The following is a 4,249-nucleotide window of genomic DNA, read 5'->3' as shown; positions in this document are numbered from 1 at the left end:
CGGCCCGTTGGCATCTTCTTCCTCTCCCACCCCGTCTGGTCCGGCCCCTGGGGCGGCCACGATACGTCTCCGTGGCACTCCCTCGGCGGGGCCCGTGCCCGCCGGCGCTACCGACGCCGGTACGGGCGGGAGCCGAAGAACAGGTACGGCCAGTCCCTGTTCGCCGTCACGGTCCGCGACGGCCTGGACTGGGCGTCCCGGCAGCAGGCGGCCACCGTCCGCGAGGTCCTGCCGCGCTACCACCCTCGCTGGAGCTACGCGCTGCTGCGTGTCCCTGGCCTGAGGGAGGTGGCCACGTGGAACCTCGTGATCGTCCTGCAGAAGAAGTGACCATCCGCAGGTCGGCCACCGCGCCGCTGCGGATGGCCGGGTACGCCGCGATCCTCGTGGCGATGGCCTTCTCGCAGTCCGGCGGGCTCATGGTGGCCGACAGCAAGTTCGACCTGGTCACCGCCCCCGGGCGGTTCCTGGCCAAGGCGCTGGAGCTCTGGGACCCGGTGGCGGCCTTCGGGCAGATCCAGAACCAGGCCTACGGCTACCTGTGGCCGATGGGACCCTTCTTCCTCCTCGGGCACCTGGTGCACTTCCCGGAGTGGGCCGTGCAGCGTCTGTGGTGGTCGCTGCTGCTGTGCCTGGCCTTCTTCGGGGTGGTGCGGCTCGCGCAGCGGCTGGGCCTGGGAACCCCGTGGGCGCAGGTGGCGGCCGGCTTCGCCTACGTCCTGACTCCTCGGCTGACCACCCTCATCGGCGCCACCTCGGTGGAGGTGTGGCCGATGGCCCTCGCGCCGTGGGTCCTGCTTCCGCTGGTGGGCGCCACCCAGCGCGGCTCGACCCGGCGGGCCGCCGCGGTCAGCGCGCTGGTCGTCGCCACCTGCGGCGGGGTCAACGCGATCGCGGTGTCGGCGGTGCTGCCGCTCGGGGTCATCTGGATCCTCACCCGGGCCCCGGGGCCGCGCCGATGGCCCTTGCTGGGGTGGTGGACGCTCTTCACCGGCCTGGCCACGTTCTGGTGGTGGGGGCCGCTGCTGATCATGGGCCGGTACAGCCCCCCGTTCCTCGACTACATCGAGAACGCCACGATCACCACGCTGCCCACCGACCTCACCAAGACGCTCCTGGGCACCTCGGACTGGGTCGCCTACTTCGCCGGCTTCGACTACACCGCCGGGAACGTCCTGGTCACCACGCCGTTCCTGCTGCTCGACGCCGCCGCCGTCGCCGCGCTCGGCCTCGCCGGCATCGCCCTGCGCGGCAACCCGCACCAGCGGTTCCTGACGCTCGGGCTGCTGACCGGGGCCACCCTCGTCGGGCTCGGGTACGCCGGCGACCTGGCGGGGTTCCTCGCCCAGGCCCGCCTGGAGGCCCTGGACCAGGCGCTGGCGCCGTTCCGCAACCTGCACAAGTACGACGTGGTGCTGCGGCTGCCCCTGGTGCTGGGCATGGCGCACGCGCTCGCCTCGCTTCCGTCCCTCTTCTCCGGGGTGCACGGGCGGCGCACGGTGCTGCTGACCCGGGTGGTGACCGGCCTGGTGCTGCTCGCCCTGGCCCTGCCGTGGCTGAACAACCAGATCGCCCCCCGCGACGGGGTTCGCGCCGTGCCCGACTACTGGCCCGCGGTCGCGTCCTACCTCGAGGCGACCGACGACGGGACCGTCGCCCTGCTCGTCCCGGCGTCCGGGTTCGGGGTCTACACGTGGGGCAACACCCACGACGACGTGATGCAGGGGCTCGCGAGGAGCCCCTGGGCGGTACGCAACGTGATCCCACTGGCCCAGCCGGGCAACGTGGCGCTCCTCGACGCCGTGACCGCCGTGCTCGAGTCCGGCCGCCCGAACCCGCAGCTGGCGCCGTTCCTGGCTGCCAACGGCATCGGCCGGCTCGTGGTACGCAACGACCTGGACCGGTTCCAGACGGCCACCCCCGACCCGGTCGGCCTGCACCGCGTCCTGGAGGACTCACCGGGTCTCACGCTGGCCCGGTCGTTCGGACCGATGGTCGGGAGTGCGCCGTACCTGTTCGACCCCGACTCCGGCACCCGGCTGGTCACCGGGGACGGTGCGAGCACCCGGGTGCCGTCGGTGCAGGTGTACGACGTCGCCGGGGCCGCCCCCGCGACCGTCCAGCCCCTGCCGCAGGCCCTCGCCGGTGACCCTGGGAGCGGCAGCGAGGTGGCGACGGGTGACTTTGGCGACGCGCCTCGTCCACTGGCGCAGGACGCCCCTGTCGACGAGTACCCGGCCGTCCTGCTGACCGACGGCCTGCGCCGACGGGAGAAGAACTTCGCTCGGGTGCGGGACAACGAGTCCCAGACCCTGCCCGCTGGGGACCCCTTCCGACTCGGGGGCCCCGAGCACCGGCACCGGCTGGGTGAGGACCAGGACCGCTGGGAGACGACCGAGACGTGGACCGGCACGGTCAGCCGGGTGCTGGGCTCGACGGCGCAGTCCTACGCCGACGCGCCGGTCCCCATCCAGCGTGGCACCCACCCCGGGGCCGCGCTGGACGGGGACCCGTCCACCCGCTGGCTGTCGGCGAGCGACCAGCAGCCGGTCGGCCAGTGGTGGCAGGCGGACCTGCGCACCCCGGAGCCGGTGGGGCAGGTGGCCGTGACCCTGTCCCCCGACTCCGCTCCGGTGTCGCGGCTGCGGATCAGCACGGGACGCGACAGCGTCGACGTGGCCGCCCCGGAGCCGGGGGAGACGGGGGAGTACGCCGTGGGCCTCGCCGCCGGGCCCTACCTGCGGGTCACCGCCGTCGGGGAGCCGCTCGCCGCCCCCGGGCCGCTGGCCCTCAGCGAGGTCTCCTCGCCCGTGCTGCGCACGCAGCGCTACCTCACCCTCCCGGCGGTCACCCCCGGGGCCCGGGTCGACGGGGTCGCCCTCAGCAGGGACCAGGAGCCGGCCGCCTGCGTGCTGGTCGTGCCTGCGTTCGTCTGCAACGACGCCCTGGTCACCGAGGGGGAGGACGGCGACACCCTGGCACGCCGGTTCACGCTGCCCTACGCCGAGGACTTCGAGCCGGTGCTTACCGGGTCGCTGCGGCGGACCCCCAGCGCGGGGGCTGCGCTGCTGGCCCGCGAGGGGATCTCCGTCGACGCGGAGGCCTCGCCCCACGGGGACGTCGCCTCCAGCGCCGTGGCGATCGTCGATGACGACGAGGCCACGACCTGGGTGGCGCCCGGAGCCCCCCGTTTCCGAGTGACCCTCGCCGAGCCCGAGACGCTGCAGTCCCTCCGGCTCCGGGTCAACCCGGGTGCCGCGGCCGCGGCGCCGTCGACGGTGCGCGTCACCCACGGCAGCTGGGCGCAGACGGTCACCCTCGACGCGTCCGGTGAGGCGGCCCTGGCGGGGCCGCGGGCCCGGAGCTTCCGGATCCAGATCCTGCAGAGCCGGCCGGCGTTCTCGGTTCAGGGTCAGAGCTTCGTCCAGCTGCCACCCGGCGTCAGCGATCTCAGGGTGAACGGACGGTCCCCGACCGGCTGGGCGGGCCGGACCCTGGAGCTCCCCTGCGGCTCGGGGCCGTCGGTGTCGCTGGACGGAGCGCTGCTCGAGACCCGGGTGACGGCGACAGCGCAGGAGCTCATCCGCGGGGAGCGGGTGCCGGTCCAGCTCTGCCGCACCCCCGGCTCCCGGGCGGCCGGCCCCCGCCTCGAGCTGCGGCAGGGCGAGAACACGCTGCTGGCCCGGGCGTCCGGTCTCGTCCGGCTGGACGGACTCGCGCTGCGCGGTCCGCAGCTCGCCCGCACCGGTCCCACGCCGGTGGCGGTCGCCCGAGACGAGACCCTGGCGCCCACCGGGCTGACCCTGAGCCCGAGCGCGCAGCCCCGGTTGCTCACCCTGCCCCAGAACCTCAACGCCGGCTGGACGGCCACTCTGGACGGGGAGTCGCTCCGCCAGCAGCGGGTCGACGGCTGGAAGCAGGGGTGGATCGTCCCCGCGGGCGCCGCCGGGCGGGTCTCCCTCGACTTCGAGCCGGCGGGCCGGTTCCGTCTCGCGCTCCTGCTGGGCGCGGGGCTCGCGCTGCTGACGGTGCTGGCGGCCGCCTGGCCGGCCCGTCGCTCCGTGCTGCCGCCGGCCCAGCCGGGTCGGCCCGGTGTGCTGGACCTGGTGCTCGTCGTGGCGGCCGGTGGGCTGCTGGCCGGGGTGCCTGGCCTGGTCGTGCTTGGCGGGGGTGCCGCCGCCGGGCTGATGCTGCCCCGGTTCTGCGGGTGGCCGGTGGTCGGCGAGGCCGCCCTGCTGGGCGCCTCACT

General features: G+C 74.8%; 1 protein-coding gene and 1 pseudogene. Both read left to right on the top strand.

What is annotated here, in order from left to right:
* A pseudogene (locus PLP61_RS15290) lies at positions 1-330 on the top strand (SAM-dependent methyltransferase); the annotation flags it as partial.
* On the top strand, positions 327-4,249 hold a 3,923-nt coding region (locus PLP61_RS15285; protein WP_324503618.1), incomplete at its 3' end, for an alpha-(1->3)-arabinofuranosyltransferase domain-containing protein. The pseudogene PLP61_RS15290 and the gene PLP61_RS15285, both read left to right, overlap by 4 nt.

The organism is Nocardioides sp. (assembly GCF_035429765.1).
In the GTDB taxonomy this organism is placed as follows: domain Bacteria; phylum Actinomycetota; class Actinomycetes; order Propionibacteriales; family Nocardioidaceae; genus Nocardioides.
The sequence above is the reverse complement of the archived record's forward strand: the minus strand, read 5'-3'. Positions and strand labels throughout refer to the sequence as shown.